Below are 25,808 nucleotides of genomic sequence, written 5' to 3' on the forward strand. Positions count from 1 at the left end.
CCGGTTGATGCTGCATCATGGACCAATCAAAAAGCCTATGGCTTGTCGTCAATCCGGCAAGCGGCAGCAACGATGATGCAGCGCGCGACAGTCTGATCGAGGGTTTGACCAAAGCGGGTCACGCCCCGGACCAGATTGTCGACATAACGGCCGAACCGGATATTTCGCCCGCCGCGCTCGATCGTGCGGGTGTGGCGATCTTGGCGGTCTTTACCGGCGACGGCTCGCTAAACTCGGTCATTTGCGCGGTGGAAGGATGGGGCGGCAAGGTTCTGGTCCTGCCCGGCGGGACGACCAATCTGCTGGCCAAGTCTTTGCACGGAGAAGACGTGACCACCGAAGCGGTCCTTGCCGCCTTGGCGGCCGGATCGCTGCAGGCAACGCGCCGACATGCCATAGCCTACAGCGGCGGCAAGGCGGTGTGCGAACTGCTGGCGGGACCAGGTGCAACGTGGAGCGACGTGCGAGAGGAAATGCGCGAAGGCAATCTTGTTGCCATGGCCCAGACTGCTGTTGAAGCGGCCAAGCAGACCAGCAGTGGAGGTTTGGTCCGGCTGTGCGAGCCGGAACTGGGCAAACCTGATGGCTATGGCGGCGTGCGGCTGGTGCCCGAAGCCGGCGGCATGGCGGTAGACGGTTATGGCAGCGAAGGCGTGGCGGACTATCTGAAGCAGGGCCTTGCCCTGCTGCGCCGCAACTTTCGCGAAGGTCCGCACGATGAGTTGGGCGAGCATGCGTCCATCCGCTGCGAGACTATCGATGGGTCGAAGATGGACCTGATGATCGACGGAGAACGTGCGACGGGAAAGGCGGCCGAGACGTTTTCTCTTGCACCTTTGGCGGTTGATCTGCTTGCTCCGGCGGCATGACCCCGGACCTTACTTTTTTTCATATCAGCGATCTGCATTTCGGGCGCGAGGATCGCGGTGCCTTGCAATGGGTGCGCGATGCGATCGCGCTTGAAAAACCGGATGCGGTGCTGATCACGGGTGACCTTACCATGCGCGCCCGCACCAGCGAGTTTGACGCAGCCTGCGCCTGGATCAGCGATCTGGGTGTTCCCGTGACGGTGGAGGTGGGCAATCACGACCTGCCCTATTTCAACCTGTGGGAACGTTTTACCGACCCCTATCGCCGCTACCATGCAATCGAGCGGCTGATCGAACGCGAGCTGGGCTTTCCCGGTTTCGCCGTAGTCCCTTTGCGCACCACTACGCGGGCGCAGTGGCGCTGGCCATGGGTCGATGGATGGGTTCGCGAACCTGCGCTGGCACAGACCCTGGCAGCGATAGATGCGCTGCCAGCAGAAACGCGGGTGCTGGTCACGGCGCATCATCCGCTGCCGGAACGGTCGCCGGAAGGCAAACACCTTACCATAGGGGGAACCCGCGCCATGGCCGAGCTGGCCCGGCGCGGTGTCGCCGCGGTGCTGACCGGTCATGTCCACGATCCGTTCGATCTGGTGCAGGAAACGGCGCAAGGCCATCTTCGAATGATCGGTGCCGGCACCTTGTCGACCCGGTTGCGATCGACGCCGCCCAGCTACAATCGCATCGAGCTTGCCGGAAGCGACGTGCGTGTTGCGGTGCGCAATCGCGAACATCTGGCAACGCCGCAAGTCCAGGTGGGCGAAGTCCCAAGCGGACCCTTGCCCGGGGAAACCGCCGCGATAGCATGATGGCCATGAAAAAAGGCGGCCCGCTTGCGGACCGCCTTTTTCGTCATAGCCGAGGCTAAAAAACTTAGCGCTTCGAGAACTGGAAGCTCTTGCGCGCCTTGGCCCGGCCGTACTTCTTGCGTTCGACCACGCGGCTGTCGCGGGTCAGGAACCCGGCAGCCTTGACCGCACTGCGCAGCGCGGGTTCAAACTTCGACAAGGCCTGGGCAATGCCGTGCTTGACCGCACCGGCCTGGCCCGAAAGTCCGCCGCCCTTGACGGTAGCGATCACATCGTACTGTCCGGCGCGATCGGCGATCTGAAACGGCTGGTCGATTACCAGGCGCAGAGTTGGACGGGCAAAATACACGTCCTGATCGCGGCCATTGACGACGATCTTGCCCGAACCGGGCTTGATCCAGACACGGGCTACCGCGTCCTTGCGGCGGCCGGTGGCATAGGCACGGCCCTGGGCATCGATCTGCTGTTCGCGCAGCGGGGCGGCAGGAGCAGCCGGAGTGGCCGGAACGTCGGCGGCAGTGCCGAGGTCAGCCAGGTCGGTGAGAGTGGTTTCGGACATTATGCGCCCACCTTGTTCTTGCGGTTCATGGCAGCAACGTCGAGCGGCTGGGGCTGGGTGCCACCATGGGGATGCTCGGTGCCGGCGTAGAGGTGAAGCGCACGCATCTGCGCGCGGCCCAGCGGGCCACGCGGGATCATGCGTTCCACGGCCTTTTCCAGCACGCGTTCAGGGAAGCGGCCGTCCAGCACCTTGTCGGCAGTGACTTCCTTGATCCCGCCCGCATAGCCGGTGTGCTTGTAATAGGTCTTCTGCTTGAGCTTGTTGCCAGTCAGCCGCACCTTGTCAGCATTGATCACGACAACGTGATCGCCGCAATCGACGTGAGGGGTGAAGCTTGGCTTGTGCTTGCCGCGCAGACGGTTGGCGATGACCACGGCCAGACGCCCGACTACCAGTCCATCGGCATCGATAAGATGCCAGTTCTTTTCCACCTCGGCCGGTTTGATCGACCGGGTGACCTTGCTGAGCGCCTTCATGGCCAGCTTTCCTTGTAAAAAGGGGTTACCCTGGGAATTGCGAATCCCTGCACGGGGCAGGAGAAGGCGGGCCATTCGTCCAGATGCCCCGCAAAGTCAAGCTTTTCAGCCCGTTTGCCAAGAGGTAAAATAATACCGCGCCGTATTGCGCTGCGACCAAACCCATCAGCGCGGCGTCACGGTCCAGACTTCGCGCGAGACATTGGTCGTGCCGGCAAGGCGCGTGGTGGTCACCTTCTCGACCCGGCTGGGAAGCCGCGCGCCAGCGGCCGCTTCGACCTTAGTGGACAGTTCAACCTCGCCCAGCATTCCCCCTGGCAAGGCAAGGGTGCGCGTTTCGCGATGGTTGGCCGCATGCGGATCGAACAGTTCGGCCGGTGTCGGGCTATGTCCCGGCATGGCCGTGAGACCGGCAAGCTGGCGCAAAATTTCCTGCCGGCCGCTTACCGGAACCTGGGATTTTTCAACAACCTTGAGCGAATGGGCGGTCAAGGTATCGGGGGACACGGGTGCTGCCAATGTACCATCCGTCTGGATTCTGCCCGCCCGGTCAAGCAGGATGGGAAAGGCGTGATCGGCGCGGCTGCGTTCAATTTCAGCAAGGGCCGCAAGTTCGGGCGGCGCATTGACCGCGGTATCGATCAGCGACCCTTCAAGCCGGAAGCCGTCCTGCGCCCGCACGAAGCGAACATCATAACGGCGCGTTACCACAATCGCTTGGCCGTCAGAAAGCAAACGCCACAGCGTACGGGTGATGACAGCCGAACGCGGCGGATTGAAATGCTGCGTTCCGGTTTCGCTGGCAAAAGCGCTTGGCGCGCCCGCGCACAAGCCGGGGGCCAGCGCTGCCAGACCGGCCAGCAAGACCGCATGCCGTGGCCGGCCTGTTGGTGACTTCATCTGCACAATTGCGCCCCTCACCCCTGCGCATGGACTGCGGGGCGTTCCGTGCGCACCTATCATGAACCGATTAGCGCCGCCATAGGCCTGCGTATCTTTGCGTATCTGTCTTAGGTGGCGGACCTGTCAACGGTTCGGCCCAGACAGTGGACCCCCCAGACCACCGCAGCGACAAGAAGCGCGCCAACCAGCTGGTGCAGAGCGGCCAGCCACAGTGTCATCCCGCTCATAACCGTGGCGATACCAAGCAGAACCTGTGTCCCGAAGGCAGCGTGGATAGCCACGGACGCCCGCCGATCGATGGACCTCACCTTGCGGGCCAGCACGATCAGGATCGCCACCACCGCCCAGGCCCACCAGCGGTGGATGAAGTGCACCAGGTAGAGATCCGACACCAAGGCATGGCCCAGTCCTTGCGACAGATCGATGCCGTCGGGCACAAACCGCCCCTGCATCAGCGGCCAGGCCTGCCAGTTCAACCAGCCCGATCCGCCAACGTACCCGGCGCGAAGCCCGGCCACCAGTGCGCCATAACCAAGCTGAAGGAGCACCATGGCCAGAGCCAGCCCTGCAAATGCCGTAACATGTGCGGCGCTGCGTCCACGCGCCTCAGCGCGCAAATCGAGCGCGGTCCAGACCAACGCACCCAGAGTGGTCAAGGCCAACAGGAGATGTGTGGCGAGGCGGAAATGGCTGACCTTGACATCGTGGGTCAGGCCCGACTTGACCATCCACCAGCCAACTGCGCCCTGAAGACCGCCCAACGCCAGCAGGCCGACAAGCCGCAAGCGATAGCCCGGTGGAATTGCGCGCCTGACCCAGAACCAGGCCAGCGGCAAGGCAAAGGCAATCCCGATCATCCGCCCAAGCAGGCGATGGAACCATTCCCAGAAAAAGATGAACTTGTATTCGGCCAGCGTCATCCCGGCCGGACCATTGACCTCGCGGTATTGAGGAATACGCTTGTAGGCAGCAAACTCGTCCAGCCACTGCGTTTCGTTGAGCGGCGGCAGCGCGCCACTGACCGGTTTCCATTCGGTAATCGACAAACCCGATTCGGTCAGCCGGGTGATCCCGCCCACTGCCACCATCAGGACCACCAAGGCCGCGACGGTGAACAGCCAGCGTGCCAAGGCCAGCGGACGGGCGGAAGATTGGACCGCGTTCATGGCCAGCGCCAGTGCAAAACCAGGCGGCAAAGCGCAAGGGAAATACGCCGACCTGCACCTTGGTGCTTGAATGATGGTATACCGTCACATACATGGGCCCTGCAATGCGTGTAGCCATGCTCTCGATTCGCGACCGGCTTGACCGGGTCGGCGTCCTGTTGTCGGGGCTTTGCGCGGTGCACTGCCTGGCCAGTCTGCTGCTTGTCGCCGGTATGGGACTGGGGGGTGAGTTTCTGCTCAATCCTGCGATTCACCGGGTAGGACTGGCGCTGGCGATTGCCGTTGGCGCAGGGACTTTGGTGATGGGTGTGGTTCGCCATGGCGATCCGGTTCCGCTGCATGCCGGAGCCGCCGGGATCGCGCTGATGGGCGTTGCGCTGTTTGTCGGTCACGGAACGGCCGAGGCCGTGCTGACCATTGGCGGGGTGGTGCTGCTAGCAGCCGCGCACCTTCGCAATATGCGGCTGAACAGCTGCGCGGCCTGATCGCGGTTACACGGCGTTGATTCTCGGCCGATCCGCGCTATCTGCGGAGCGATGACCGAAACAATTTCACTGACCGTCAATGGCGAATTGCGCCGCACCGCTTCTGGTTCGCTGGCCGATCTGGTCCGGTCCCTAGATCTTGACCCGGCCAAGGTCGCAGTTGAGTGCAATGGAGCGATCGTTCCGCGATCAACCCTTGGGACTGTGGCGCTGACCGATGGTGACGTGCTGGAAATTGTCCACTTCGTCGGCGGGGGTGACCATGATGACAGCTGGACCGTTGCTGGCCGCACGTTTCGGTCACGCCTGATTGTCGGCACCGGCAAGTACAGGGACTTTGCCCAGAATGCCGCGGCGCTCGAAGCTTCGGGCGCAGAAATCGTCACCGTCGCGGTGCGCCGGGTCAACGTCAGCGATCGCGGCGCGCCAATGCTGACCGATTTCATCGATCCCATGAAAATCACTTATCTGCCCAACACGGCGGGCTGCTTCACCGCCGATGATGCGATCCGCACTCTGCGCCTGGCGCGCGAGGCGGGCGGATGGGATCTGGTCAAGCTGGAAGTGCTGGGTGAGGCCCGAACGCTTTATCCCGACATGCGCGAAACGTTGAAGGCATGCGAGGTGCTGGCGGGCGAGGGATTTGCCCCGATGGTCTACTGTACTGACGATCCGATTGCCGCCAAACAACTGGAAAGCGCCGGCGCGGTTGCTGTCATGCCGCTGGGCGCGCCGATCGGATCGGGTCTGGGCATCCAGAACCGGGTAACGATCCGCCTGATCGTTGAAGGTGCGTCTGTCCCGGTGTTGGTCGATGCCGGGGTTGGCACCGCCAGCGATGCCGCCGTGGCGATGGAACTGGGCTGTGACGGCGTGCTGATGAACACGGCAATAGCCGAGGCCAAGGACCCGCTGCGCATGGCCCGCGCCATGAAGCTGGCGGTCGAGGCCGGCCGCGACGCCTATTTGTCGGGCCGGATGGCAACCCGCAAGTACGCAGATCCATCCAGCCCGCTGGCCGGACTGATTTAGACAACACGGTTAACGGGTTTATAACTACCTTGGGTGATCTTGTTCTCATCAAGGGGGCAAGACCATGGCCAATATCGGAACTGCATCGCTGACCATCTCGGAACTGCGCGAGTTTGCCAGCTTCACTTCGTGCGAGCAGCGCTACATCAAGCGCAGCCTCGATGTCGGGCTGGGGCGGCAGGACGCGTTCAAGCTGTGGGCGCGCGACGATTCGGAAAGCCGTTCGATCCGCAGCCAGTACGTGGTCTACCAAGAACTGAAGGCGCTGCGCGGCCAGGTCCCGGCAGACACCGGATTCGACGCGTTGGAAGCCTATATCGGCAAGCTGGTGCGCATCGCCGCTTTCGATCTGGCACAGGAACGCATCGACGGTTTCTCGGCGTTTCGCTTTCTTTATGAACGGCTGCTCGGCGCCGAAGTGCGCCCGTTCCTGCCTTCGGCATTCTGCGCGGCGGCGGCACTTCCGCAGATCCGCCCCGACAAGCGCAAGCATCTGCTTCAGTCGATCAGCGAAGCGGCCGCCACCGCTCCGGGCTGGTCGGCGCGTGAACCCAGTTTCTATCCCGAATGGGTGGAGAAGGAAGCGGCTTGAGCCGCCTTTCGTTGCGATGCCCTGGCGGGTTCGTAACGCCATATAAACCATTGTGCGCGAAGGTCCGCCCTAGCCAGCGCCTGGGGAAACGCGTGTGAACACCATTACACTTGATGGACTGAACGAAGAAGAGTTCCGGCGTTCGATCGAAATGCGTCTGCGCCACGATCTGGCCGGCGCTGCGCTTGAACGCTTGCGCGGCTTGATTGCGCTTTTCGCCGGACCGGGCGGCATTTTGCCCGAACGCTTTCTGACCGTTACTTCGGCCGACCTCAATCTTTATGGCTGGGACGGACTGGCCGATGCGCTGCACCGCCATGACCGTCCGGGCCGCCCGGTCACCGCATTGTCGATCGCATTTGGCTGGCCCGGGGAAGAGAGCCCGGTTCCTGACGCCGATGGCCGGCTCAATCCGCTGATCGAAACCGGCTATTACACCGACGATTCGTTTCCGTTTTCGGTCAGCGCCCGCGAAGATCTGCTTGATGGCTATTCCTACCACGGGTGTACCTGGGCCGATGATTGCGAAGCGACCGAAAGCACGCTCTCGCTTGGCGGCATCGATGATCTGCACGGCGCATTGGCCATTCTGGAAGCGCGCTTGCTGGAGAGCGACGAGCCTGACGACGACGGCATTCGCGCCGGGTCACTGGGCGCCTGCCTGCTTTCGGTGCTGCTGTACCAGGCCGTATCCGATCGAATCGTTCGCGACGGCCTGCCGCGTCCGTTATGCGTGATGGCCGGCAGCAACGGGGTCTATCCTTATTTTGACGCGCCGGTTGCGGGAATGCCCGAAGACGCGCGCAAAGCTGCCGAAGCTGCCGAAGAAGACGAAGTGATAGATCGCGGCGTACCCGGCCCGCGCTATTCCAGCCTGCTGGTAACCGGCATCCCGCGGGCCAAAAAGCGCGCGGTCCTGGTGCTTCAGGAAAGCGCCGAGGAAATGGAAGTGCGTATCGCATCGCTGCGCGGTATCAACCACCGCGAAGGTGCGCTACCGCCGCCCGCCCTGCCTGCAGCGGCCAGCGCGGATGAGCCGCCGGTCGGCATCGACCCGGAAACCACGATCATTCCGGTCGTCGACGGTCCCTTGATGACCAAGAAGGCCCCCGGCCAATCATGGGACTTCCGCGACATGCTGGGTCCGCCGCGCGATGCTGAACCGCCGCACGGCGACCTGTCGTTCGAACCGCCGTCACAGCCCGAACCGGAAAGCCCGGAAGGGCCGCCGGCTGCGCTGACGCCTGACCGGGCGGAACCCCAGCCCGGGACCAAGCCGCCAGTTGCCGATCTGCCGTTCGAAGCAGCCCGTCCGGCCGATCCGGCCGATCCGGTCGTACCTGCAGCCGAGCAGTGGCCCGCCACGCCTGAGCCGGCGCAAACCGCACTGCCGCAAGATCCGGAACCATTGCCCGAGACCAAGCCGGCGGTTGCCGACCTGCCGTTCGAAACGGCCGGCCCTGGTGATCCGCCCGTACCGCCGGGAGAGCCTGAACCTGACGAGCCGGAGCCGCCGCTGGCCCAGCTTGCGCCGTTGCTGCCACGCTTGCCCGATCCGGTTGGCGAAGCTGCGCCGCGCCCACGTTTTCCAAGCCAGCCCCCGGTCGGGCCCGGCTTTGCCTTTCTGGAACCCAGCCTGCAGATCAGGCTTGAATCGCTGCTCGCCCCGCACGTGCCGGAACTGCGCCCGTCCAGTCCCGCACCTGAACCTGAACCGGCCGGGCTTGCAGCAGAAGATCCGGTAACCGAACCGGCCAGTCGCACGCCGGAGCTCGGACCGGTCTGGCCGTTCGGCATCGACTGGCTTGAAGAAGAAGCCGCCTACGCGGCCGAGCCGGATCATGAACCGGTGCCAGCGCCTACCCTGTGGTCGCGGCTTCGGGCCTGGCTTGGGCGGCGCTAGTCGGCTAGCCTTTGTAAAGCGCGTCCAGTCGCTCGCCGTAACGGTCTTTGAGCTTGTGCCGCCGGATCTTCAGGCTGGGCGTCATTTCCTCGTTCTCGATCCCGAAAGCCTCGTCGGCGAAAGTGAACTGGCGAACCTTCTCGATTACCGACAGGTCCTGGTTGACCCGGTCGATCGCCCCGCGCACGGCTGAGCGGAAGGCAGGCAAATCCTGCAGCGCGTGCAGATTGAACTTTTCATCGTTGGCGCGGGCCCATTCCAATGCCCATTCTGCGTCGGGCACGATCAGGCCGACCAGATAGGGGCGCTTGTCACCGATCACCATCGCCTGCGCGATTTCGGGCTGCAGGGTCAGCATTCCCTCGATCTTCTGCGGCGAGACATTGTCGCCCTTGTCGTTGACGATCATGTCTTTCTTGCGGTCGGTGATGACAATCCGGCCCTTGTTGTCGATATGGCCGATATCACCGGTGTGCAGCCAGCCGTCCTGCAGCGCCTTGGCGGTTTCGGCCTCGTTTTGCCAATAACCGCGCATCACCAGTTCGCCGCGCACCAGGATTTCGCCATCTTCGGCAATGCGGATTTCGACCCCGTGCATCGGTGGGCCGACGGTATCCATCTTGAGCCCGGCCTTGGGCCGGTTACAGCTGATCACCGGCCCCGCTTCGGTCTGGCCATAGCCTTGCAGCATGGTCAGTCCCATTGAGTCGAAGAACACACCGATATCCGGGTTGAGCGGCGCCCCGCCCGAAACCATTGCTTTCAGCCTGCCGCCGAACTTGGCGCGAATCTTGGGCCGCAGAGCACGGCTGATGACCAGACCGATCGGCATGTCGCGCAACCGCCTGCGGCCTTTTGCCTTCAGCGTTCCGATCCCGACTGCCCGGTCCATCAGGTAGTTCGCCAGCTTGCCCTGCTTTTCGACCTGTTTCATGATCCGGGTGCGCAGCACTTCGAACAGGCGGGGCACGACCACCATGATCGTCGGGCGCACTTCCTCGATATTGCTGGCCAGTTTCTCAAGGCCTTCGGAATAATAGATTTGCGCCCCGCACCCGATCGGCAGCATTTGCCCGCCGGTATGTTCATATGCGTGACTAAGCGGCAGGAACGACAGGAACACCTCGTCGTCCAGTCCGAAATCCTCGTTCAGGATGCGTGCCGCGCCATCGACATTGCACAGCACCGCGCCGTGATGCTGCATTACCCCGCGCGGCGCCCCGCCGGTTCCGCTGGTGTAAATGATGCAAGCCAGGTCTTCGCGCCCGATCCCGGCAATCCTTGCGTCGACCGCAGCCCGGCTGGCAGCGGCATCGCCTTGCAGCAGGTTTTGCCAATCGTGATATTCAAAGCTGCCGGTCTGGGCCATGCGCAGCGGCTCTATGCCAATGACATGTTCGGCCCGGCTGGAGCGCAGCACTGCACTCAGCAAGGGTTTGGCCAGCTTGTCGTTGGCGACAATCACCGCCCGGGCGCCCGAATTGTCCAGTACATGCAAATGATCGCGCTCGGTATTGGTGACATAGGCCGGCACGCTGACGCAGCCCGCAGCCATGATCGCGAAATCGGCAATGAGCCATTCGGGCCGGTTTTCCGATACGAGCAGCACCCGGTCGCCGGAATTCAGGCCCATTGCACGCAGCGCTTCGGCCAGTTTGCAGATCTGGCGCACGGTTTCTGCCCAGCTTTGCGATTGCCAGGTTCCGCCGCGCTTGGCCCACAGGAACGGCGCGTCACCGCGCATATCGGCCCGGCTGAACAGCAAATCGACCAGATTCTTTCTGGTCGGCAGATCGGAAATATCAACCACGTGCAGGAAGCCCCTTTATTATGCTGCACAGTTCCTCAAACCCGGAGCCCAAACTAGGCGGGGTTTGGCCTAGCGGCAAGCATTGGCTTGGCCTTATTCGGACACGGCCTTACCCTCGCTGCGCGGATCGGCAGCGCCGATCAGCACGCCGCCGACCATTTCGATGGCATTGGCCTTGAGCGGCAGGGCACGCGCGGTGACACTGGCATGGCCCAGTGCGGTCAGCGCCGGAACCATCGCTTCGGCAGCGGAACCCTGTTCGACGTAGACGGCATCGCCGCCAGGAGCGAACAGCACCGGCAGGGCCAGCGCATCCTGCGCCGACAGTTTCCAGTCAAGTACGCCAATCACTGCGCGGATGACCTGTGCCGGGATCGTCGCGCCGCCTGCGGCGCCAACGGCCAGCCGCATGGCGCCATCCGGCCCGAATACCAGGGTCGGGCTCATCGAACTGCGCGGGCGTTTGCCGCCCTGCACGCGGTTGTTGGCGGGTTTGCCGCCAAAAACCGGGTTCATGTCAAAATCGGTCAACTCGTTGTTGAGGAAATAGCCGCCCGTCATCAGTCCCGATCCAAACGCGCTTTCGATTGTCGAGGTGTAGGTGACAACATTTCCGCGCCGGTCAGCTGCGACAAAGTGCGACGTGCCGTGCTCTTCCTGCGGGGCGGGATCGGCCAGAACCAGGCTTTCGGCCCCGCGGGGCATGCCGGCGCTGACCGCAGGCATGGTCTTTTCCGGCGAAATCAGTGCGGAACGCTGCGACAGATAGTCAGGATCGGTCAACCCCGCCACCGGCACGCGCACGAAATCAGCGTCACCAGAATAGCGGGCGCGGTCGGCATAGGCGAGGCGCATCGATTCGGCGATCAGGTGCCAGGCTACAGGCGAATCCTTGCCCAGTGCAGTCAGGTCAAACCGTTCCAGCTGTTTCAGCGTGGCGAAAACCGTGGTCGCGCCGGAACTGGGCGGGCCCATCCCGCAGATCCGGTACAGGCGATAATTGCCGCAAACCGGTTCCCGGTTCTGTGCGGCATAGGCCGCGACATCTTCCTTGGTAACCGGCGCGGGATTACGCGCGGCGGTGACCAATGCGGTGACCAGGCTGGTGCTGTTCGGTCCGCTGTAGAAGGCCCTGGGGCCCCGCGCCGCAATCGCCATCAGCGTTGCTGCCATTTCCGCATTGATCACCCGCGTTCCAACCGCCTTGGGCTGGCCCGACGCGTCATAGAACAGGGCTTTGCCAGCAGGCGTAAACGCGGCGGTCGCTGCGCTGTTCTTCAGTGCGGCGTTGAGCCGCGGGGTAATGGCGAAACCGTGTCGGGCCAAATTGATTGCCGGGGCGAACAGCCGCGCCCAGGGCAGCTTGCCGTGGGCCTTGTGCGCCTTGGCAGCCAGGGCTACGTTTCCGGGTACGCCCACGCTGATTGCACCGGGCACGGCATCTGAAAAACTCATGACTTTGCCATCGCGCACAAACCATTGGTCGCTGGCACTTGCCGGCGCCTTTTCGCGGCCGTCGATGGTAACGACATGCCCGTCGGCCCCGGTTTCGACGAAGAAGCCGCCGCCGCCGATTCCAGAACTCTGCGGTTCGACCACGGATAGCGCCAGCATCGTTGCAATCGCGGCGTCGGTCGCATTGCCGCCCGCGCGCAGCATCTGTGCCCCGGCATCGGCTGCGCGGGGATCAGCCGCGCTGACCATGCCCTTGGTGTAGACCTGTGTTGCTGCAGGACGGGCCAGTGCCGCGGGAACGACTGCGAAGGCGGAGAGGACGGGCAGTGCCAGCAGGGCGACGTGTGTGCGAAGGGTCATGGCCTTCACGCTATTCTGTTCCAACCGCCTCGGCAATGGTGACAAACCCGTCGCGCTGCATCTGGCGCCGGATACCAGCTGTAATTGACCGCGCAATGCCGGGGCCGCCGAAAGCCATGGCCGAATAGAGTTGCACCAGACTGGCCCCGGCGCGGATGCGCGCCCAGGCATCCTGCGCCGTTGCAATCCCGCCAACGCCGACCAGCGGCAGCGCACCGCCGGTGGCCAGGCGAAAATCGCGCAGCCGCTGCTGGGCCAGATCGCGCAATGGCGTGCCCGACAGGCCCCCGGCTTCATCAGCAAAGCGCGATTTCAACGCCGGGCGGGAAATTGTCGTATTGGACACGATCAGCGCGCCCAGCTTTTTGTCCATCGCAATCCGGGCAATGGCATCGATATCCGCCGGCTCCAGATCCGGCGCCACTTTCAGGAACACCGGCGGACCGTCTGCACCACGCGCCGCCATAACGGCATCGAGCAGCCCGGCCAGCGCCCCTTCATCCTGCAAAGCGCGCAGTCCCGGAGTATTGGGGCTGGAAATATTGACTGCCAGATAGCTTGCCAGCGGCGCCATCAAGCGCGCCATGGTGGCATAATCGGCTACGCGGTCGACCGAATCCTTGTTCGCTCCGATGTTGATCCCGACGATTCCTGGCCGGCCTGCCCGCCGCGCAAGCCTGGCAATGGCGGCCTCGGCCCCGCGGTTGTTGAACCCCATGCGGTTGATCACGCCGCGGTCTTCCTCCAGCCGGAACAGGCGCGGGCGCGGGTTGCCGGATTGGGGCAGGGGGGTGATGGATCCGACCTCGGCAAATCCGAAGCCGACGCCAAGCAAGGCGTCCGGAACCTCGGCATCCTTGTCGAAACCGGCGGCAATGCCAAGCGGGTTGGGAAAGGCAATTCCCGCCACCTTGGTCGCGAGTGGCCCGTCGGCGCGCGGCTTTGCGCCCAGCGCAATGAGCTTGAGCGATTGTATCGCAAGGCGATGCGCATCTTCGGCGTCGAGCAGCCGCATGACAGGGCGGAACATGGCATAGATCATGGCGCAACCGCCTATGACAGGCGTGTTCGGCCGTGTCGATGCAGTCAAAAGGTCAATTGTTTTAAATTGATTGCAACCGACAAATAGCACGATTCATCCGAAAATTTGTCGATTCCATACAATCGCCTGCAAACCGAATCGCGTAGTCAGACCTCGCGACCCGAAGGGCTCGAAGCTTTCTGCGACGAGTTCTTGTAACTCAAAGCGGCTCTCCCGGCACCCCGGGGGAGCCGCTCTTTTATGTTGCATAGACGTTACTGGCAGTGCCACGATGATCTTCTGCAAAGGAGGCCGGGTGACATTTTCAAGCGGGCAAGACGATCAGGCAGCCAAAGGGCAGCTGACATCGTCCAGTCTGATCCGCCTCGATCATTTTCCGGTGCCGGCCGCGCTCGCTCCTTTCGTGGTCACCTTGTACCATTTTACCTGCGACGAAATCCTGCTTTCCGATGTAGTTCCAGCAGGCGTCGGTTATGTCATGGCGCTCCTCTCGGGCAGTGCCAAAGTTACCTTTGCGCATGGCGAAAGCGTGGATGCGCCGCCACTTGCCTTGCTGACGCCGACCAGCGGCGCTGCCCATGTAACCGCCGATGGACCGTTTCACCTGGTCGGTGCGGCCTTGTCGCCGCTTGGCTGGGGCGCTCTTACGGGGATGCCGGCCTTCGAAGCGCGCAACCAGGTGCTTGCTGCAGCCAGCTGGCTTGGCGATGAAGCGGGCCCGGCCTTGCGGCGCTGGCGTACCGGTTATGTCAGCGCTGCGCTGACCGGTGAGGCGATCTGCGCCGAATTGGCCGCGATCCTGACGGCGCAGATGAAAATGCCGTCGCCGCGCCACATATCCCTGATCCGCGAGACGGGGGACTGGCTATCATCCTCGTTCGACCCCGAACTGTCGGCGCTGGGCCGGTCTACAGGCTATTCGGTCCGGCAGGTCGAACGCCTGGTAAAGCGCTATTTCGGTGCTACTCCGCGCGAACTGGTGCGCAAGTACCGTGCGCTGCGTGTGGCGGCACTGCTGCAATCGCCGGATTGTGATGACGAACGCGCCGCCGCCCTGACCAATCTGTTCTATGACCAGTCGCACCTGATCCGTGAGATGCGCCATTACCTGGGACGAACCCCGACGCGGCTGGTGGCCGAGGAATCCGCGTTGACCCAGGCGATGAACGGAATTGACAATTTCCGCCACCGGCGCCCCAGTTTCGCGCGCATTCCCAAGGGTTGAAAATCGCAGTTTCCGCGACTAGGTGGAAATCGGAACGATTCTTTCCGATTTAACCGGAGCGGGCAATGCGCCTTTCCAATATGGCCGACTATGCTGTCCTGACGATGAGCGCCGCCGCGCGCCATTGCGGCGGTTCGCGCGTTGCAGCGGCGCAGCTGGCCGAAGAAACCGGCCTGCCGGTGCCGACGGTGCAAAAGCTGGTCAGCCGCCTGACCGCTGCGGGTCTGCTGCGTTCGTCACGCGGGGTGGGCGGTGGGCTCAAGCTGGCGCGTCCGGCTGCGGCGATTACGCTGGCCGATATTGTCGAGGCGGTCGACGGCCCGATCGCGCTCGCCCCCTGTGCGGACGAGGCCCACGATTGTGCCCGTGAAGAGGGCTGCATGGTCCGCCCGCATTGGGCCGAGGCAAGCAGCGCGCTGCGCGGTGCGCTTTCCGCGGTGCCGCTGACCCGCCTGGCGGAGGCGGGCCGATGAACGACATGGTCAAGGATCAGGCCGCGCGCGATGCCGCCGCCAAGGTCGCCGATTACGAACACGGCTGGTCTGCCGATATCGAAACCGATTTCGCCCCCAAGGGCCTGAACGAAGATACCGTCCGGTTCATTTCGGCCAAGAAGAACGAGCCGGAATGGATGCTTGAATGGCGGCTCAAGGCCTTTCGCCACTGGCTGACCATGCCGATGCCTGACTGGGCCAAGCTGAATGTCCCGCCGATCGATTACCAGGATGCCTATTACTATGCCGCGCCGCGGGCCAAACCCAAGCTGGCCAGCCTGGACGAGGTCGATCCCGAAATCCTCGAGGTCTACAAGAAGCTGGGCATCCCGCTGGAAGAGCAGAAAGTGCTCGCCGGGGTCGAAGGCGCACGCAAGGTCGCGGTCGATGCGGTGTTCGATTCGGTCAGCGTCGCAACCACCTTCCGCGAAGAGCTGAAAAAGGCCGGGGTCATCTTCCTGTCGATCTCCGAAGCGATTCGCGAATACCCTGATCTGGTGAAGAAATGGCTGGCCAAGGTCGTGCCAATCCATGACAACTTCTTTGCCGCGCTCAATTCGGCGGTCTTTTCCGACGGCACCTTTGTCTACATCCCCGAAGGCGTGCGCTGCCCGATGGAGCTGTCGACCTATTTCCGCATCAATGCCGAAAACACCGGGCAGTTTGAACGCACCCTGATCGTGGCGGACAAGGGCAGTTATGTCAGCTACCTTGAAGGCTGCACGGCGCCGATGCGCGATGAAAACCAGCTTCACGCCGCGGTGGTCGAACTGGTCGCTTTGGACGATGCCGAGATCAAGTATTCGACCGTGCAGAACTGGTATCCTGGCAATGCCGAAGGACTGGGCGGGATCTACAATTTCGTCACCAAGCGCGCGCTGTGCCAGGGCAAGCGCAGCAAGGTGTCGTGGACCCAGGTTGAAACCGGATCGGCGATCACCTGGAAATATCCTTCCTGCGTACTGAATGGTGAAGATTCTGTGGGCGAATTCTATTCGGTCGCGGTCACCAACAATTACCAGCAGGCCGACACCGGGACCAAGATGATCCATAACGGCAAAGGCAGCCGATCGACCATCATCAGCAAAGGCATCTCGGCCGGGCGAAGCCAGAACACCTATCGCGGTCTGGTCCGCGTTGCCCCCCAGGCGGAAGGGGTGCGCAATTTCACCCAGTGCGATTCGCTGCTGCTCGGCAAGGATTGCGGGGCACACACCGTGCCCTATATCGAAGTGCGCAATCCCAGCGCGCAGATCGAGCATGAAGCGACCACCAGCAAGATTTCGGACGACCAGCTGTTCTACGCCCAGCAGCGCGGGCTTGGCACCGAAGAAGCGGTGGCGCTGATCGTCAACGGTTTCGCCAAGGAAGTGCTGCAGCAACTGCCGATGGAGTTTGCGGTGGAGGCGCAGAAGCTGCTGGGTATTTCCCTTGAAGGATCGGTCGGATGAGTTTGGCCCGGACCTCAGAAGTCGTAATTGAGAAGTGCGATGTCGCGTTCGTAGGCTGCAGCGACCAGATCACGCAGCCGGGGTGTGTAATAGCCGCGATAGTCGCGCCGCGCGCTGCGATTGACATGGCCGAAAACAACGTGGCGCTTCAAGGTGTCGCTCAGCCAATCCTGGGTCATGGCCATGCTTTCCATCCGGCCGACATGATCGAACCGCATACGCCCCGCACCATCAACAATGTAGCCATGTTGAGGACGGAAGATCCCGTCACGCGTTGCCGTGTCCTGAACAAAAAGCCATTCCTCCACAAAGGCTTCAAAGCTGTGAAAGCGCTGGATTTCCTTGCGCACGCGGGGGTTGACCTTGATGGAGATGTCGCCTGCGTCCCCCCGTCCTTGGCTGGCAAATGTCCAGGCAGAAATAAGCCGGTCCCATGGATTGCGGACGATCGTGAAGCGCGGAAGAGCAAGCACCCGGGGGCCGGACACAGCCAGCAGGTCGGCAAGGCTGAAATGGCCGATGAAGCGTCCGAATATGGCGCTGGCAATGCTGGTGCCGCCGGTGCGCGGAACGTGGATATATGTCGTACCGGCATCGCGAAAGCTGTCGCCGCGCCGCCGCGCACGGACGCGTTGAAGTGTAAGCTCTCCGGTATGAAAATGCGACGCCAAAGTGACCAGGCGCTGAGCCAGATGCATGAATTTATCTCAAAGTTCGAAGATGTTGGCGCCGCAGCTAGGCGGCCGGCTTCGACTTGCGCACCAGTAAAAACTTATATGGCAATCAACTGCAGCATGACATGAAAAAGACCCTTTCCGTCCTCCCGCCCGAAGAACGCACCGACGCCCCCGCCATCGAAAAACGCGGGCGCGGTTGGGCAATTTCAACCTCGCGGCTCGACGCCATCCACGAACAGGCGCGGATCGCGAAGCTAAACCCGACTGCGGCGCAGAAGCTGCTGGGCGAGAAGCTGAACGAGGCAAATCTCGGCAAATACAAGCTGACCCGCCAGCAGGTGATTGGATCGGCCATTGTCGACTTTGCCTGCAACCCGCTCAAGATCGCGGTGTCGATCGACGAAGGCGGCGATCCGGCAGTGACTGCACGGCGCGACAAAAGCCTGGAAGCGGTCGGCATCAACCTGCTGCGCTTTGCCGCAGCGGACGTGCTGGCCGATCCCGACGCGGTTGTTGCAGCGGTCGTCGCGGCGATGAAGGCGCGCTATGATGAACGCGGCCGCGCCCGGCGCAGCCAGCCGCGCGCCGGCCGGGACTATTCCCGGTGAGCTTTGCCATCCGCCCCGTAACCAGCGCCGATGCGCCGGCGCTGGCGGAAATGCTCAACGCGGTGATTCGCGCTGGCGGCACAACGGCCTTGCAGCGCGAGTTTACGCCCGAAGCCCTGGACGAGGCCTACCTGACCGGTCCGCAGGTGCTGTGCTGCCATGTGGCAGTGGGCGATGACGGCGCGCTGGCTGGCTTCCAGACCCTGGGCCGCTATCCAGGCTTGCCCGCGGACATCGGCGATATTGGCACTTTTGCGCGAGTGGACGGCAAGCAGCGCGGGGTCGGCTCGGCACTGTTCCCAGCAACCGTCGCGCGCGCTCGCGCGTTAGGCCACAGCGCGATCAACGCGACGATCCGCGCCGATAATACAGGCGGACTGACGTTTTACGCCAAGCAAGGCTTTGTTGATCACGGCGTGACACGATCGGCGGCCCTGGATGACGGGACGCTGGTCGACCGCGTGCACAAGCGCTTTGCACTGGGAGCATGACGATGCGCATTTTCCTTCTCATGCTTGTTTCGGTGCTCGTCGCCGCGCCCGCTGCGGCCGACGATGGGCCGTCTTATGATCTGGCGATCAGCCGCTTGCGCGGATGCGTGACCGCCGGAGCAACAGGCGCGCCGCGCGACACCTTGCAGGCGGCACTGGTGGCGATCGGATCGCTGTGCCGGCCGCAGCTCAACACCGCCTACACCGCTTCAGACGCCCGCGTCGATGCGGCGAACCCGCGCGCCGATCGTGATCTTCTGGTCCGGCTGCGCCAACAGGCGCGGCGCGGCATTGACCATGATCTTACCATCCTTGTTGCCAAGAATGCAGGTTTCCAACCGTAATGCTGATTATCGATAACCTTCACGCCGCCGTTGCCGATAAGCCGATCCTCAAGGGTCTTTCTCTGACGATCAACGCGGGCGAGATTCACGCCATCATGGGCCCGAATGGCGCGGGCAAATCGACGCTGGGCTATGTGCTGGGCGGACGGCCCGGATATGAAGTGACCGGCGGAACGGTGACCTTTCAGGGGCAAGACCTGCTTGCGCATGAGCCGCATGAACGCGCGGCAATGGGATTGTTCCTGGGCTTTCAGTATCCGGTCGAGATTCCCGGCGTGTCCTTCGTCCAGTTCCTGCGCGAAAGTCTCAACGCCCAGCGCCGCAGCCGGGGCGAAGAGCCGCTGTCGGGCGGAGAGTTCCTAAAGCTGGCGCGCGAAAAGGCGGCGCTTCTCAAGCTCGATATGGATATGCTCAAACGCCCGGTGAATGTCGGCTTTTCCGGCGGCGAGAAAAAACGCGCCGAAATGGTCCAGATGGGAATTCTGGATCCCACGCTGGCGATCCTGGATGAAACCGATTCGGGCCTTGATATCGATGCGCTGCGGATCGTTGGCGACGGGATCAACGCGGTCATGCGCCGCGCGGACAAGGCGGTGCTGCTGATCACCCATTACCAGCGGCTGCTCGACTACGTGAAGCCCGATTTCGTCCATGTACTGGCAGGGGGGCGGATCGTGCGTACTGGCGGTCCGGAACTGGCGCTGGAACTGGAAGAGCGTGGGTACGAGGACGTGGCGGCATGAGCGCAACCCTTGCCTTGATGATGGCGTCAACCTCGCCGCTTGCCGCCCATGTGTCCGACGATCAGATTGTTGTCATTGCCCGCAAGCTGAAAAACTTGCGCGGGCAAGAGGTGGCGCAATGACGGGGAATCTGGCCGTCCTGCCGACCCGCAGCGAAGAAGATTTTCGCTACGCCGATCTGGCGGCGCTGGCACCGCTGTGGCCAGTAACAGAACAGCGGATTGTCGTGCCTGCGGGCGAAACGGGCAGTGTGACGGTGATCCACAGCGGCAGCGATGCACTGGTTCGCGACATCGCGATCGACCTGGGCGCAGGCGCGCAGTTTTCGCTTTATGTGCTGAGCGCCGGTGAAGCATCCGGGCGGATAGCGGTGCGTGTCATCCTTCAGGCCGGGGCGCAGTTCCATCTGGGCGCAGCGCAGCTTGCCGGGGGCGATGCGACTGCCGAAATCGTCACCCGCGTCGTCCACGCGGCGCCCGGGGCGGTCAGCCGCCAGGTGGTCCGTTCTGTTGCGGCGGGTCGGGGCACGGTCAATTATCTGGGCAAGGTTCTGGTCGAAAAGGGCGCTGACGGCACCGACGGCGCACAGTCGGTCCGGGCCATGCTGCTCGACCGGACAGCCACCGCCAATGCCCGGCCGGAACTTGAAATCCATGCCGATGATGTAAAATGCGCACATGGCTGCGCGGTCGGGGAACTTGATGCCGGCGCGCTGTTCTATATGGCCCAGCGCGGGCTTCCGCCCGAGATTGCCAAGCGGCTCATGCTGCAGGCCTTCGTTGCCGAAGCGCTCGCCGGGGCGCAGAACGAAGCGGTGCTGCAAGATCAGGCGCGCGCCGCGCTGGAGGCCTTGCTGTGAGCCAAGCTGCGCTGCTTGAGGTGAACCGCAAGGCCCAGTTTCCGGGGTTGGCGGACGATTGGCATTACCTTGATACCGCTGCCACTGCCCAAAAGCCCCAGGCCGTGATCGATGCCATGGCCCACGCCATGGGGCGCGACTATGCGACGGTCCACCGCGGGGTCTATGCCCGGTCGGCCGACATGACGCTGGCTTACGAAGCGGCGCGGCGCAAGGTTGCCGCCTTTATCGGCGGGCACGAGGACGAAGTGGTCTTTACCCGCGGCGCGACCGAGGCGATCAATCTGGTCGCACAGACCTGGGGGCAGGCGAACCTTAAGGCAGGCGACCGGATCCTGCTGTCGGTTCTTGAACACCATTCCAACATCGTGCCCTGGCAATTGCTGGCGGCGCGTACCGGGGTGGAAATCGACGTCTGCCCGCTGACCGCAGACGGCCTGATCGACCTGGATGCGGCACAGCGCGTGTTGACCCCGGCCCACCGCCTGGTCGCCCTGGCCCATGTGTCGAATGTGCTGGGCTCAGTCCTGGATGTGGCTGGAGCCGCGCGGCTGGCGCATGGGGTCGGCGCCAAGCTGCTGCTCGACGGCTGCCAGGCCGTGCCGCGCCTGGCGGTCGATGTCGCGGCGCTCGATTGCGACTTCTACGTCTTTTCGGCCCACAAGCTCTATGGCCCGACCGGCATCGGCGCGCTGTGGACCAAGGCCGACATTCTTGCCGCCATGCCGCCGTGGCAGGGCGGCGGCGCGATGATCGACCGGGTCAGTTTTGCCGGCACAACCTTTGCCCCGCCGCCGCAGCGGTTCGAAGCCGGAACCCCCGCGATTGTCGAGGCGATCGCGCTGGGTGCGGCGATCGATTATGTGGCAGAAATTGGCCTCGAGGCGATCCACGCCCACGAACTGGCCCTGGTCCGCACGCTCCGGGACGCGCTGCGACGGATGAACGATGTGACCCTGTTCGGGCCCGATGATAGCGCGGGAATTGTCAGTTTTGCGCTGCAGGGGGTGCATCCGCACGACCTCGGCACCATATTGGACGAAGAAGGTGTGGCGATCCGGGCCGGACACCACTGCGCGCAGCCGCTGATGGAACACCTTGGTGTGCCGGCGACAGCGCGGGCCAGCTTCGGCCTGTACAATGATGAAGGCGATGTGACCGCGCTGCTGCGCGGGATCGACCGCACCAGGAGGATTTTCGGGTGAACGAGGAAAGCAAGTTCAGCATCGAAAGCGTTGAAAGCGTTGCGCCGCCGCCGCGCGCGCGGGTCGACGATGCCGAAAGCCCGGCCGACAAGCTGGAGCGCAAGCGCGACTATCTGGAAGGCTTCCTTGCTGAAAAGCCTAACAATGTGTCCGACGGCGAACCTGGCGGCGACTTATACGAAGCCGTGATTGCCGCGCTAAAAGACATTTTCGACCCGGAAATTCCGGTCAACATCTATGATTTGGGACTAATTTACGGGGTCGACGTCGACGCTGACGGCGCGGTGGCGGTAGCGATGACGCTGACCACGCCGCACTGCCCGGTTGCCGAATCGATGCCAGGCGAGGTCGAGCTGCGGGTCGGCGCGGTGTCCGGCGTGAGAGACTGCGAAGTCAATCTGGTGTGGGATCCGCCGTGGGATCCTGCCAAGATGAGCGATGAAGCCCGCCTTGAACTGGGAATGCTGTGATGACGACAAGCAAACTTCGCCAACGCCCTGCCGCCGTCATCCTGACGCCCGCTGCCGAAGCGCGGATCGCTGCGTTGATGGCGCAGGCGCCGGAAGGCGCGATCGGCGTCAAGTTGTCTACCCCGCGCCGGGGTTGTTCGGGCCTTGCCTATTCGGTCGACTACATCACCCAAGCAGCCAGCATGGATGAACGGATCGAGACACCGGGCGGGACGTTCTTTATAGACGGCGCATCAGTGCTTTACCTGATCGGCAGTACGATGGACTGGGCCGAAGACGACTTCACTGCGGGGTTCGTTTTCAAAAACCCCAATGCCAAAGGCAGCTGCGGCTGCGGCGAAAGCTTTACAATCTAGGCCTTCGCGGGCCGCGGAACGAAGCTTTCCCCGGTTTCGGCGTCGATAAAGGCGATCAGTGACTTTTCAAGGTCGTCCAGTTCTTCATCGGCGTCGAGACGGTCGCGTAGCCAGGATTTTTCGTCGGCTGAAAACACCGCAGCCACTTCGGCTTCATCGCTGAAGTCTGCGAGGTATTCGGCATCGTCTTCGCTGCCAAGCAAACTTCCAAAACCGGTAAAGTCGGGCTTACTGGTCAGCATGCGGGCCAGAAAACCGCCGACGCCTGCGCCTTCCTTCTTCATGAACCGGTCAAGTTCGCTGGCGCGATCGAGGCTCAGCGCCTCGTGCCCGCCAAAACCCAGCAAGTAATTGGCAACACCTTGCACGAACAGCGTCTGCCACTCTGGAGCGTTGACCTCATGTAACGCAGCATCCTTGATGCGGAATAGCATTTCTGCCTCGGTCCGGCTGACCGCAGCTGGACGATCACCGCCCGACGCAAAAATCACCCGGCGCAGCAGGTCGCACTCGGTTTCGTTGATTGCCTTGGGATCGAGCATTCCAGAACGGGTCGGGCCTTCGCCGGTAAGCACGGCATCCTCAATCTGACGCAAGGTATATGCTTTAAGATTGTCGGGCACATTGGCGGCGATTTCAATCACGCGAACCAATAGCTCGAGCTCGGCAAAAGTGTCGACCTTGCCATCGCGATCGATCCGGCTAATCAGTTCGTCGCCCATGGTCTGATCAACATAGCCATAAGGTTCAACGGTGTTGACCACGAAGGCGCTGAGAGCTTCGACAAAGAAGCGGACCCATTCGCCATTGGCGTCGCGCAACTGCTCATTGGCAAGAAAAAGGCTCTCAGCTTCTTCAGGATCAAGCTTGCCATCGGCCCAGCCAGCGCCGCGCAGCGCCAGGATTTCGTTTGCATCGATCGTGCCGTCAGCTGCCGCTTGTGCGGCAAGATCACGGAATTGCATGGTCATGGCAAAGACAAGCCCCCAATTTCTGTTGGTCAGGCTTATGCCGGATTATCCTTAAGGCCCCGTTACCCCTGTTTGACCGGCGGCGGCGGACCTGCGCGAGAGTGCAACATGGCTCCGACACAGGCGGCGCGGTCCACGTCTTGGCCGTCACTGGCGCGCCGCGCGTCGACATAGGTAGCAGTCGGTTCTGCGCCCGGCGCGGCAGGATAAAGATACACATCAAGAACACAGGCGCTTCCAGTGAACTGCAGCTTACGCGCATCGCCCTCAATCACATCAAGCCTAGCGGCACCGAACTGCCGTACCAGCTGGGCGGAAGTCGCTCCGATTAACCCTTCGAGCCCAGGGATGACCTGTAGTCGCGGCGTGCCAACCGGGTGGCGTAACGGCGTGCGGACTACGGTTTTGGCAGGCGCAGCTAATGATCCGGCGGACTTGACGGAATTAGCGCCCCCGCCACTCCCACAAGCGGCTAGCAAGAGGATCAGCGTCAGCGCAGCGGCTATTCTAGAGGACATGGGGGTTTGCTTCCTTGCGGTGTATCAGATGCGCGGCGGCCGCTGCACCTAGGAATGGGGCGATAAAATTGATGACAGGGACCAGCAGCAACAATGCCACGATCAAACCCAGGCCAAAGCGCTCAAGCTTGGAAAGGGGCTCAATGGATTGCGGGGTAGGGCGGTGACGCAGCCAAACCATGTCTTGAAGTTCACGTCCCAATAAAAGGGCGTTGACGAGCGTGAATACTACCGCTGGACCTACACCCGTGAACAGCAGCACCAGCACAAGCGGGGCGGCCAGCGCGTTGAACACAAGTGCCCGCCCCGCCCCGCGCAGGCTTGCGCCCAATTCTTCGTGCCAGCCCAGCGCACGGGCGCTGGCTGCAGCGGAAGGATAATGTTGCGCCTCTACAGCAGCGACCACTTCATCGGCAAATAGCTGGAGCACTGCTAGGGCAACAATCCGCCACAGCACGACTCCGCCCAGTAACACGCCCAAAGCCGCGAGCAGTCCGCGAACACCTTCGGGTGCGGCCAGATTTGCCTCAGTCAATCCCGCCCAGGCCAGCGCTTGATCAAGCAGCCACCAGCCCGCTGCGCCCAGCATCACAAACGCCGCCAAAGCTGCAACCAGGCTTTTCAGCCAGATCCTCAGCACTCGAGGCTCCGTCATTTGTCCAAGGGCAAGAGCAAAGGCGCTGAGCATCAGGGCCGCATTTCGCGCGCCGCTGTCCTGCTGTCAACGTTGCGGCGCTTGCCCTGCGGCCAGGGGAAGGCTAGGCGCGGCGCGATTTCCCTTGGACTTTCAGGAACCCTTAGATGTCACATCCCGATCTTGATGTCATAGCCATTGGCAACGCTATCGTCGATGTCATGGCCCCTTGCGAAGACGCGCTGATCGAACGCATGGGACTGGTGCGCGGCGGCATGACCCTTGTCGATACCGACCGGGCGCATGAACTGTATGAAGTGATGGGCCCGGCGCGCGAGATTTCGGGCGGGTCGGCAGCAAACACGCTCGCTGGCCTTGCAGCGCTGGGCGCAAACTGCGCGTTTATCGGGCAGGTCGCCGATGACCAGCTGGGTGAGGTTTTCGCCCACGACATCCGCGCCAGCGGCATTGCTTTTGCCACTGCGGCCCGCACAGGCAATCCGCCCACTGCACGCTGTTTGATCTTCGTTACCCCTGATGGCCAGCGCACCATGAACACATTTCTTGGTGCGTCGCAGTTCCTGCCCGCCGATGCGCTCGACGAAGCAACGATTGCTGCGGCAAAGGTGCTCTATCTTGAGGGCTATCTTTGGGATCCCGAGGAACCTCGCGCCGCAATGCGTCGCGCCATTGCGGCATCCCGCAATGCCGGGCGCAAGGTGGCTTTCACCCTATCAGACGCATTCGTAATAGCGCGCCACGGGGACGATTTTCGCCAGATGATCGCGGCTGGGGAGATCGACATTCTGTTTGCCAATCACATCGAGTTGGCGGCACTGACGGGATATGACGATTTCCACGATGGAATCGCCGCATTGCGCGACTCCGTCCCCTTGTTGGTGGTAACCCGCAGTGCTGACGGTGCGGTTGCGGTCTCAGGCGGGGAATGGGTCGAAGTACCCGCCGAGCCGATCGAGCGGGTGGTGGACACGACCGGTGCTGGCGATCTTTTCGCCGCCGGGTTCCTGTTTGGTCATGTACGTGGTCGCGGTTTGCACGATTGCCTGAAACTCGGGGCGATCTGCGCAGCAGAAATCATTTCCCACTATGGCGCGCGGCCTGAAGCAAATCTCAAGGAATTGACCGCGCCTGTCGCTTGACGCCGGCCGGGTAATACAAAGTTGTGCTCCAGCGGCGCACAACAGTGAGCAATGCAGGCGTGTGCCGCTTTGGTGCGGCATAGGATGGCAGCGTGCACGGCGCCTTACGCGCTGCTATGATCATGGCTATCGGTGTGG

General features: G+C 62.7%; 30 protein-coding genes. 19 read left to right on the forward strand and 11 right to left on the reverse strand.

Translation table 11 applies throughout. The features are described from left to right. The first annotated feature begins 17 nt into the window (after window positions 1-17). Both Q0L62_RS01395 and Q0L62_RS01400 read left to right on the forward strand, forming a co-directional pair. The gene (locus Q0L62_RS01395; RefSeq protein ID WP_296675348.1) at window positions 18-869 is read left to right on the forward strand and encodes a diacylglycerol kinase family protein; all 852 of its coding nucleotides are present in this window, start codon (window positions 18-20) and stop codon (window positions 867-869) included. Then, entirely contained in the window at window positions 866-1,678 is an 813-nt protein-coding gene (locus Q0L62_RS01400; protein WP_296675350.1) for a metallophosphoesterase, read from the forward strand. The genes Q0L62_RS01395 and Q0L62_RS01400 overlap by 4 nt, the downstream gene beginning before the upstream one ends. A 64-nt stretch (window positions 1,679-1,742) precedes the next feature. Here Q0L62_RS01400 and rpsI read toward each other — a convergent pair whose 3' ends face one another. The 4 genes from rpsI to Q0L62_RS01420 form a co-directional block, all read right to left on the reverse strand. Next, complete coding sequence (rpsI, locus tag Q0L62_RS01405) at window positions 1,743-2,237, reverse strand: 30S ribosomal protein S9 (RefSeq protein ID WP_296675353.1); 495 nt, start codon at window positions 2,235-2,237, stop codon at window positions 1,743-1,745. Further along, the gene (gene rplM, locus Q0L62_RS01410; protein WP_296675355.1) at window positions 2,237-2,716 is read right to left on the reverse strand and encodes a 50S ribosomal protein L13; all 480 of its coding nucleotides are present in this window, start codon (window positions 2,714-2,716) and stop codon (window positions 2,237-2,239) included. Before rplM ends, rpsI begins: the two co-directional genes overlap by 1 nt. A 165-nt stretch (window positions 2,717-2,881) precedes the next feature. Then, on the reverse strand, window positions 2,882-3,616 hold the full coding sequence (locus Q0L62_RS01415) for a hypothetical protein (RefSeq protein WP_296675358.1): 735 nt from the start codon (window positions 3,614-3,616) through the stop codon (window positions 2,882-2,884). Window positions 3,617-3,726: 110 nt separating this feature from the next. Next, complete coding sequence (locus tag Q0L62_RS01420; protein ID WP_296675360.1) at window positions 3,727-4,785, reverse strand: COX15/CtaA family protein; 1,059 nt, start codon at window positions 4,783-4,785, stop codon at window positions 3,727-3,729. 104 nt (window positions 4,786-4,889) lie between these two features. Here Q0L62_RS01420 and Q0L62_RS01425 point away from each other — a divergent pair, with 104 nt between their 5' ends. The 4 genes from Q0L62_RS01425 (at window position 4,890) to Q0L62_RS01440 (ending at window position 8,797) form a co-directional block, all read left to right on the forward strand. Beyond that, complete coding sequence (locus tag Q0L62_RS01425) at window positions 4,890-5,270, forward strand: MerC domain-containing protein (protein ID WP_296675363.1); 381 nt, start codon at window positions 4,890-4,892, stop codon at window positions 5,268-5,270. Window positions 5,271-5,321: 51 nt separating this feature from the next. Beyond that, on the forward strand, window positions 5,322-6,302 hold the full coding sequence (gene thiS / locus Q0L62_RS01430) for a sulfur carrier protein ThiS (RefSeq protein ID WP_296675365.1): 981 nt from the start codon (window positions 5,322-5,324) through the stop codon (window positions 6,300-6,302). Between the two features lie 64 nt (window positions 6,303-6,366). Continuing rightward, entirely contained in the window at window positions 6,367-6,894 is a 528-nt protein-coding gene (locus tag Q0L62_RS01435; RefSeq protein WP_296675368.1) for a hypothetical protein, read from the forward strand. 94 nt (window positions 6,895-6,988) lie between these two features. Beyond that, window positions 6,989-8,797, forward strand: a complete 1,809-nt coding sequence (locus tag Q0L62_RS01440) for a hypothetical protein (RefSeq protein WP_296675370.1) — start codon at window positions 6,989-6,991, stop codon at window positions 8,795-8,797. A gap of 4 nt (window positions 8,798-8,801) precedes the next feature. Here the strand turns inward: Q0L62_RS01440 and Q0L62_RS01445 are convergent, their stop codons facing one another. The 3 genes from Q0L62_RS01445 to Q0L62_RS01455 form a co-directional block, all read right to left on the reverse strand. Beyond that, window positions 8,802-10,541 (reverse strand): long-chain fatty acid--CoA ligase, encoded by a 1,740-nt coding sequence (locus tag Q0L62_RS01445; protein ID WP_296675550.1) that lies wholly within the window; start codon window positions 10,539-10,541, stop codon window positions 8,802-8,804. Between the two features lie 159 nt (window positions 10,542-10,700). Then, on the reverse strand, window positions 10,701-12,422 hold the full coding sequence (gene ggt, locus Q0L62_RS01450) for a gamma-glutamyltransferase (protein ID WP_296675373.1): 1,722 nt from the start codon (window positions 12,420-12,422) through the stop codon (window positions 10,701-10,703). A gap of 10 nt (window positions 12,423-12,432) precedes the next feature. After that, the gene (locus Q0L62_RS01455) at window positions 12,433-13,464 is read right to left on the reverse strand and encodes a quinone-dependent dihydroorotate dehydrogenase (RefSeq protein WP_296675375.1); all 1,032 of its coding nucleotides are present in this window, start codon (window positions 13,462-13,464) and stop codon (window positions 12,433-12,435) included. 295 nt (window positions 13,465-13,759) lie between these two features. On the opposite strand from Q0L62_RS01455, the gene Q0L62_RS01460 reads away from it, so the two are divergent. The 3 genes from Q0L62_RS01460 to sufB all read left to right on the forward strand — a co-directional run bounded on the left by Q0L62_RS01460 (window position 13,760) and on the right by sufB (window position 16,634). Next, window positions 13,760-14,689, forward strand: a complete 930-nt coding sequence (locus Q0L62_RS01460; protein WP_296675378.1) for an AraC family transcriptional regulator — start codon at window positions 13,760-13,762, stop codon at window positions 14,687-14,689. Between the two features lie 65 nt (window positions 14,690-14,754). Then, complete coding sequence (locus Q0L62_RS01465) at window positions 14,755-15,162, forward strand: SUF system Fe-S cluster assembly regulator (protein ID WP_296675380.1); 408 nt, start codon at window positions 14,755-14,757, stop codon at window positions 15,160-15,162. Next, on the forward strand, window positions 15,159-16,634 hold the full coding sequence (gene sufB / locus Q0L62_RS01470) for a Fe-S cluster assembly protein SufB (protein WP_296675383.1): 1,476 nt from the start codon (window positions 15,159-15,161) through the stop codon (window positions 16,632-16,634). The genes Q0L62_RS01465 and sufB overlap by 4 nt, the downstream gene beginning before the upstream one ends. 14 nt (window positions 16,635-16,648) lie before the next feature. Here sufB and Q0L62_RS01475 read toward each other — a convergent pair whose 3' ends face one another. Continuing rightward, window positions 16,649-17,332 (reverse strand): sulfotransferase family 2 domain-containing protein, encoded by a 684-nt coding sequence (locus Q0L62_RS01475; RefSeq protein ID WP_296675386.1) that lies wholly within the window; start codon window positions 17,330-17,332, stop codon window positions 16,649-16,651. A gap of 101 nt (window positions 17,333-17,433) precedes the next feature. Between Q0L62_RS01475 and Q0L62_RS01480 the strand changes: the two genes are divergently transcribed. Genes Q0L62_RS01480 through Q0L62_RS01520 form a run of 9 tightly spaced genes read left to right on the forward strand, consistent with a single transcriptional unit; the run spans window position 17,434 to window position 22,387 of the window. After that, complete coding sequence (locus Q0L62_RS01480) at window positions 17,434-17,919, forward strand: endonuclease domain-containing protein (RefSeq protein WP_296675388.1); 486 nt, start codon at window positions 17,434-17,436, stop codon at window positions 17,917-17,919. After that, window positions 17,916-18,410, forward strand: coding sequence for a GNAT family N-acetyltransferase (locus Q0L62_RS01485; RefSeq protein ID WP_296675392.1), 495 nt, complete (start codon window positions 17,916-17,918; stop codon window positions 18,408-18,410). The genes Q0L62_RS01480 and Q0L62_RS01485 overlap by 4 nt, the downstream gene beginning before the upstream one ends. Window positions 18,411-18,412: 2 nt before the next feature. Then, on the forward strand, window positions 18,413-18,754 hold the full coding sequence (locus Q0L62_RS01490; RefSeq protein ID WP_296675395.1) for a hypothetical protein: 342 nt from the start codon (window positions 18,413-18,415) through the stop codon (window positions 18,752-18,754). Beyond that, window positions 18,754-19,497, forward strand: a complete 744-nt coding sequence (gene sufC / locus Q0L62_RS01495; protein ID WP_296675398.1) for a Fe-S cluster assembly ATPase SufC — start codon at window positions 18,754-18,756, stop codon at window positions 19,495-19,497. Before Q0L62_RS01490 ends, sufC begins: the two co-directional genes overlap by 1 nt. Next, window positions 19,494-19,619, forward strand: a complete 126-nt coding sequence (locus Q0L62_RS01500; protein ID WP_296675400.1) for a hypothetical protein — start codon at window positions 19,494-19,496, stop codon at window positions 19,617-19,619. The genes sufC and Q0L62_RS01500 overlap by 4 nt, the downstream gene beginning before the upstream one ends. Next, window positions 19,616-20,356 (forward strand): SufD family Fe-S cluster assembly protein, encoded by a 741-nt coding sequence (locus Q0L62_RS01505; RefSeq protein ID WP_296675403.1) that lies wholly within the window; start codon window positions 19,616-19,618, stop codon window positions 20,354-20,356. Before Q0L62_RS01500 ends, Q0L62_RS01505 begins: the two co-directional genes overlap by 4 nt. A gap of 11 nt (window positions 20,357-20,367) precedes the next feature. After that, window positions 20,368-21,561 (forward strand): cysteine desulfurase, encoded by a 1,194-nt coding sequence (locus Q0L62_RS01510; RefSeq protein WP_296675552.1) that lies wholly within the window; start codon window positions 20,368-20,370, stop codon window positions 21,559-21,561. After that, window positions 21,558-22,031, forward strand: coding sequence for an SUF system Fe-S cluster assembly protein (locus Q0L62_RS01515; protein ID WP_296675406.1), 474 nt, complete (start codon window positions 21,558-21,560; stop codon window positions 22,029-22,031). The genes Q0L62_RS01510 and Q0L62_RS01515 overlap by 4 nt, the downstream gene beginning before the upstream one ends. After that, window positions 22,031-22,387, forward strand: coding sequence for an iron-sulfur cluster assembly accessory protein (locus Q0L62_RS01520; protein WP_296675408.1), 357 nt, complete (start codon window positions 22,031-22,033; stop codon window positions 22,385-22,387). The genes Q0L62_RS01515 and Q0L62_RS01520 overlap by 1 nt, the downstream gene beginning before the upstream one ends. Here the strand turns inward: Q0L62_RS01520 and Q0L62_RS01525 are convergent. From Q0L62_RS01525 to Q0L62_RS01535, 3 genes are all read right to left on the reverse strand, one after another. Beyond that, window positions 22,384-23,358 carry a hypothetical protein gene (locus Q0L62_RS01525; protein WP_296675410.1) on the reverse strand — a complete coding sequence of 325 codons (975 nt, stop codon included), beginning with the start codon at window positions 23,356-23,358 and terminating at the stop codon, window positions 22,384-22,386. The two genes, Q0L62_RS01520 and Q0L62_RS01525, sit on opposite strands and share 4 nt — an antisense overlap. Window positions 23,359-23,420: 62 nt before the next feature. Next, window positions 23,421-23,876, reverse strand: a complete 456-nt coding sequence (locus Q0L62_RS01530; RefSeq protein WP_296675412.1) for a hypothetical protein — start codon at window positions 23,874-23,876, stop codon at window positions 23,421-23,423. After that, window positions 23,866-24,564 (reverse strand): EI24 domain-containing protein, encoded by a 699-nt coding sequence (locus Q0L62_RS01535; RefSeq protein WP_296675414.1) that lies wholly within the window; start codon window positions 24,562-24,564, stop codon window positions 23,866-23,868. Before Q0L62_RS01535 ends, Q0L62_RS01530 begins: the two co-directional genes overlap by 11 nt. 113 nt (window positions 24,565-24,677) lie before the next feature. On the opposite strand from Q0L62_RS01535, the gene Q0L62_RS01540 reads away from it, so the two are divergent. Further along, window positions 24,678-25,670: an adenosine kinase gene (locus Q0L62_RS01540; RefSeq protein ID WP_296675417.1), complete on the forward strand. Its 993-nt coding sequence runs from the start codon at window positions 24,678-24,680 to the stop codon at window positions 25,668-25,670. Window positions 25,671-25,808 lie beyond the last annotated feature (138 nt).

The organism is Novosphingobium sp. (genome assembly GCF_024642085.1).
Taxonomy (GTDB): domain Bacteria; phylum Pseudomonadota; class Alphaproteobacteria; order Sphingomonadales; family Sphingomonadaceae; genus Novosphingobium.